At 62.4% G+C, this 5,772-nt stretch carries 3 protein-coding genes; all 3 read left to right on the top strand.

Annotated elements, in window-relative coordinates; genetic code table 11:
• The coding region (locus ABNS06_RS11135) for a hypothetical protein (RefSeq protein ID WP_348674669.1) at positions 1 to 2,325 on the top strand (2,325 nt) is incomplete at its 5' end.
• A 45-nt stretch (positions 2,326 to 2,370) separates the two neighbouring features.
• Positions 2,371 to 2,676: a hypothetical protein gene (locus tag ABNS06_RS11130; RefSeq protein WP_348674668.1), complete on the top strand. Its 306-nt coding sequence runs from the start codon at positions 2,371 to 2,373 to the stop codon at positions 2,674 to 2,676.
• 303 nt (positions 2,677 to 2,979) lie between these two features.
• Positions 2,980 to 5,235 carry a hypothetical protein gene (locus ABNS06_RS11125; RefSeq protein ID WP_348674667.1) on the top strand — a complete coding sequence of 752 codons (2,256 nt, stop codon included), beginning with the start codon at positions 2,980 to 2,982 and terminating at the stop codon, positions 5,233 to 5,235.
• Positions 5,236 to 5,772 lie beyond the last annotated feature (537 nt).

Genomic DNA, 5,772 nt, shown 5'->3' with positions numbered 1-5,772 from the left:
TCATCCACCGCCCGGGAAGAGCTGGACCGCATGGCCACACCCGAGATTTCAAGGCAATGGCGTTGCCTCGCGCTTTATCCCGCACTCGTGATCGGACTCCTGTTCGGATCGGCAGCGGCGGCTCCGTCGGGCGAGTGGTCGGGCGACGAGATCGCCGAACTGTTCCTGAAGGTGGCCGGCAAGGCCAGCGATGGCGGAAGCGCCAAGACCACAAAGCAGGACTACGGTCTGCACTACACGTCCAAGTTGGGCACGCACGGGTACGAATGGCTTTATGAAATTCCGGACGTACCGCTGACCCTGCGTGCGGTCACCGGGCTGCGCATCAAGAGAATTGACTGGTCTCAGGCCACGAGATCACTGACCTTCAACGGGTTGTCGCTCTACGACCACCGCCTCTACGACAGCCTGCAATCCCTGGACCCCAGCCTGCGCCTCGACCTGGCTTCCGACCACTGGAGCGTGCTCGGACTCTGCCCCTACCGCGACCGTCCAAAGCCGCTGGCCAACGTCTGTCTGCGCATCAAGGTCAAGCGTCAACCCGACGGGCTGGCGATCGAAGGCAAGACGGTGGCCCCGCCGGATGCGTATCTGATCCACACCGTCGACCTCGTGCTCGATCCGCCACTGGACAACGACGAGGTCATTCGCCATGTGCTTCAGGAGTACCGCGAGGGCGGCCGCTGGATAAGGCTCTGGTCGCTTTACAACACGCTGGAGGAGACGGTCCCGCATCTTCTCGACGGAACGACCGATGACCTGATCGTCCAGGGTCAGGCGCAGTTCGCCGCACGCTATGCGGACAACTTCGCGACCGTCTCAGCGCAGGAAAAGGAGGACTTGCTGTTTCTGTACAAGCATCAGATCTTCAAGGAAAACTACGTCGATTTCGACGATCTCAACACGCTGTATCGGAATTTCCTGCGCGGGGTCGAGATCAAGAAGCAGCGGCTCGCGCCGGGTGGGTTTCCGGACCTGATTCTGACCAGCGAAGGGCGCTGTGTAAGCGGTGACTGCCGCAATGGCGATGGCACCCTGCGCATCGGTGACTGGACCTTCACCGGCAGTTTTGGACTCGGCACCGCCCTGGTCGGTCAGCTGACACGACCCAATGGAGATTCGCTGGCCGTGAAGGCCGAGTTCAGCCACCTTACGGAACTGGAGGGGACGATCTCCGGGACCCGGATGCTCGGTGTCCGCAACAAGCAAACTAGCCGCTGGGATTACAGCTTCGCCGACTACCCCGACGGCCTGCTAACCGGCCAGAGCGACCAGGTTGCGCTCAGGCTTGAGGACATTCAGCTGAGTTTCGACACTCGCCAGGCCGGCGCATTTCTGAAGAGCCTGAATCTGGAGCTGCGGCAGTTCCATCTCTTTCACCAGCACGACGAGCGCTACGGCGGTTACCGGTGGGAGCCCGGGAAGGGCACCGATGCCTTCGGTCACTATTACCGAAAGAAAATCGACCAGACCGTCCTCACCGCCATACCGCTTTTTGAAACGACCATCACCCGATCAAACGGCCAGCTGCATTTCGAGCCTCGGGGGCCGGACGGCGCGTTTCGTCAGAGCGGGCATCCCGAACAGTCGTTCCGAACCGTCACCCGGCTGGACATCCCGTTGCCCGAGCCTCGGGAGGAGACCTTCGCCAAGCTCAATCACGTGCTCACCGCCTGGGCGAGCGTCCACCGGCGGCACTACGATGCAATGGACAGACGCTGTGCCGACCTGGCATCGATCGATCCGCTGTCCGAGAACCTCAATCGGCACATGGACACGTTCAAGGCGTTCCAGGAGCAGGATCTCGAACGCTTCTACGCGGGAACACCCGCTCGCCAACTGACGGCTCAGTTCATCGAGGCCAACCGCAACATTGTTCAACTGCTGGGTGCGCAGCGCGAACTCATGAAGCGTTTTCAGGCGAACCCGCAATGCGCATCCGAGGGTGGCTTCTCCGTGGATTTCGCGGAACTGGACCAGGCCACGGCAGACAAGATGCGGCGGTTGGTCGTGAGCCGCGATGCCATCGAGGGAACGTCACCCAGAGAAACGATGGCGTACCTGCTCAGCCACTCGCTGATCGATGCGGAAGGAAACGCGTCGGCGAGGGCCGGCGCCGAGCGCGACGCCGAGCGGCGGCGGCTAGAACAAGAACAACAACGCCTGGAATCGATGCTCGCCAACCACGAACGCGCAATGAACAACCAGGGCGCGGTCGGCTACGGCGCGATATCAGGAAACAGGAAACCGTCCCGCCTGAGCGCCGATCAGTTGTTCGAGACGAAAGAGCGCCTGCGCGAAATCGAACAGCTACTGCGGAAATAACCCCAGGGGTCAGAGGTGGCCACCGACATCATCTGGATACGATCCATGAAAGAGAGACTGACTATTGCGCTGGCAGCGGGACTTTTGAGCCTGTCATTCGGGTCGACAGCCCAGCCGAAGATGCCCATCGAACTCGTCGACTTCGGAACCGACGGCGTCCGCGCGGACGATGACGTCTGTGACGACCCGCGCTTCGTCGGACCGGGGATGGACGGTGTGTTCACCGACGAGGCGGACAAGCTGCGCGATGCCTCCGATTGCAAGGCCGCCTACGCCGCCGGGACGATCTGGATACCCCTGGCCGAGGCACCCGAGGACGAGACCACCTTCGAAAACCCCCTCGATTGGTGACCTCGCAAACCTCCGAGCTCAGCGCGTGGGGCTGGTCTGCCGCCTGAGCATGACGGACTAACGCCGCCGCCATTGATCGCTGGTACAGGGCGAGGGACTGTCGTCGTCCAGCGGGTTGTCAAACCCCAGCGCGTTCAGTCGTCGAACCATCGATCCACGAACTCCATTGGCCCAACGACGGCCTTTGCTCGCGTTGCGACCGGTTGCCGAGCGTGTTACTCGTGACCCCGGCAGGGGCGCAGGATCATCACGCCGCGACGGCGAGCACTGGACTGCGTGCTGCAAACGGGCGAGGGGGAGACGATGAACATGACACGCGATTTCGGCCGGCGAGCGTTTACGGCTTGTGCACTCAGCTGCCTTGCCGCGGCGCTGGGCGGCTGCGGAGACGCGACGACCATCGACACGGCCGGCGTGGTCATCGATGAACAACCCACTCCAACTCCCGCGCCCACCGGCACGACGATCGGGGCGGACGGCGGTGTCGTGGTGTCTGACGATGGACTGGTTCGCCTCGACATTCCCGCCAACGCCTTGGCCAGCCCCGTCGCCATCGAGATTGCGGCGGCCGACACCACCCTCCTGCTGGGCGATGGCCCCACCGACCGCATTGCGTTCATTTACGACTTGCAGCCCAGCGGCCTGGAGTTCCTCATCCCTGCTCGGCTGACCGTCACTGCGACACCCACCGTGGATGACGAGGATGACGACTCCGTCGCCTTCACGCCGGCGCTGATGGTCACCGAGAGCGCAGACGGCACGCTGGAATTGCTGCGAAACCAGGCTATCGACGTGGATTTCACCCGGAGTCAGCTGGTTTATTCGGGCGATATCAACCATTTCTCCGGACTGGTGGGCGAGGCCGGCCCGTTCAGGATTCGTTTCTTTGCGCCACGCACCCTGGAGTCCGAGTCTCGCTACACACTGGTCACCGAGGCCCGTGGCGCCGGTGGGTTTGAATTGGACTCCGCGACCGGCACGTTTCAATCCCAGGCACCCTTCGTGCTGGAGGGTGATATCGAAGTACTGAGTGTTGACCCCTCGTATCGCCAGACCGTCACCTGTGACACCGCAGGCATTGTGGTGGGTGATCGCTACGCCGACCTGTCCACCGAGGGCGAGTTCGTCTTTGCGCAAAGCGAGACGACGTCAGGCGCCAATGCGCTGCTGTATGTCGCCGCCGCTCTGACGAATGGTGCCCTCAGTGGCGACGACGCGCAGCGGACATTCACCCTCGCCGCCACCCGCGAAAGTGAATGCCTGGCGCCCACCACGTCACCACCCACCGAACCCATTGGCGTACTCGAACCGGGGTTCCTCGAATGCGGAGACGCCAGCCGGTGCGGCGGGCTGGAGCAAGGTGGGCTACTGCAATCGGACGATGTGCTGCAGCCGGCCTGGGCGACCGGCACGGCGCCGCCCGAGGACACCTGCCGGCTCGGCATCGAGCCCTGTGCATTTGGGCCCTATGACAATCCCCGGTTTGTGGCCGTCACCGCGAGCAGCGAGGGGGCGATCTCCGCCATAGACGTCGAATCAGGCGAACAAATCGGTGAGTTTCTTGGTGGGCAGGACCCGTTCTTCGGCGCGAGCCGTGCCTTTGCGCCCTTCGGCGTACTGCCGCTGCTGCCAACCGTGCCCGGTGCGGACGAAAGTGCGACGGTGTTGACCTACGGCCAAGCGCTTGAAGGCTCGTCCACGGCGGGGCGATTCCAACGGTCGAATGCACCTGCCGAGGAATTCAGGGACCCGAACAACCCCAATGATTTCGGGCAAGCATTCACGCATATCACCGGGAACAGCTTTTTTCTCGACGCCACCACCTTCGGTGGCAACATCCGCGCGGACGGTGGCCTGTTGGCCAGCGATTCGGGCCTGAGGCTATTCCGATTCAACCCCGACGAACGCGTGCTGGAATACAACACGTTCCGGTTTGTGGATATCGGGCCCGTGCTGTCCGCGTTTGTGGTTCAGACCGACACCGACACGCCCGGCCCGGCGTTGGCCCTTCAGGACAGTCCTGACACCGGCGCGTTGTTGCAGCATGTCGACCTGAACTCGGCAGATGTGACCACTGTTGGGAGTGTCGCGGCGAATCCACGCCAGATTCGCTGCAACGGCGGCCTGTGCTTCGCGACCTCCGCGGGTGAGGAGGGCGCTACACCCAGTCAACTCAAGTGGTGGACCTGGGATGGCACAAGTGCGGTCGTCACCGAACGCGGCGTGCTGGATCTTGGCGGCACAGGGGCCAGCGGGGATTCAGCCTTTGCGCAGGTGATCGGCCTGGACACGGTCCGCTTTGATAACGGCAACATCGGGGTGGTGGCATTCGGATTTTCCAACGGCACGGTGTATGAGATCGCGGTCACCGGCGAAAACGCTGAAACGCCCGGCATCGTCGCTCGGCAAGGCCAGACACAAACCTCCAGCGCCTGCCCCAACCCGGGCCACGGTCGCTGGACCACCGACGCCGGGCAACTCAAGTGGATCGCCCTCTGCAATGGCGGCGGCGGCCTGGAAGTGGGCGATGCCCTGATCGCATCGCCAACCGATCCCTGAGGGCTGAAACCGCTTACAGCCCGCTGCACAGCCGCCGAATCAGATGCACCCAGCCAGCGGCGCAGTTCAGGTCCTTGGGCTCCAAGTTCAACTCGCGTTCCGTGACCGTCGCCCGACCAACACACGGTGATCGCAATTAATTAAGTCTGTCTACAGTTCACCGGTAAGCCCTTGATTTCAGGAGTACCTGCATGGCCGAACGCATCGAGCAAAGTCTGTTCGATATATTTATCTATGATTTCAGTCGGTTAGCCACAGGACGTGAAGCGCGGCTGTTGCCCGTGAACTCGCCCGCAGATCTTGACGGTTAAAGGCCCTTCCAGATGTGTCTGTGTTAAGGAAACACAGATTTAGTCACGGTTCGGACATGAGGCTGCCCGAGTATCCGCACTTTCGGACTGTCGACTGCGCGAAGCGCGTCTGCGCGGGTTAAAAGGATTGACAATTCGCCGATCTCCCATCATCCGGACACAGCGTGACGGTTGTGTCCCCGGACGTGGTGTAAGAAGCCACCGCTCGCCTCGGCATTCTGAGGTC

The organism is uncultured Abyssibacter sp. (assembly GCF_964000955.1).
Classification (GTDB): Bacteria; Pseudomonadota; Gammaproteobacteria; order Nevskiales; family OUC007; genus Abyssibacter.
This window is presented reverse-complemented; position numbering and strand designations above follow the sequence as displayed.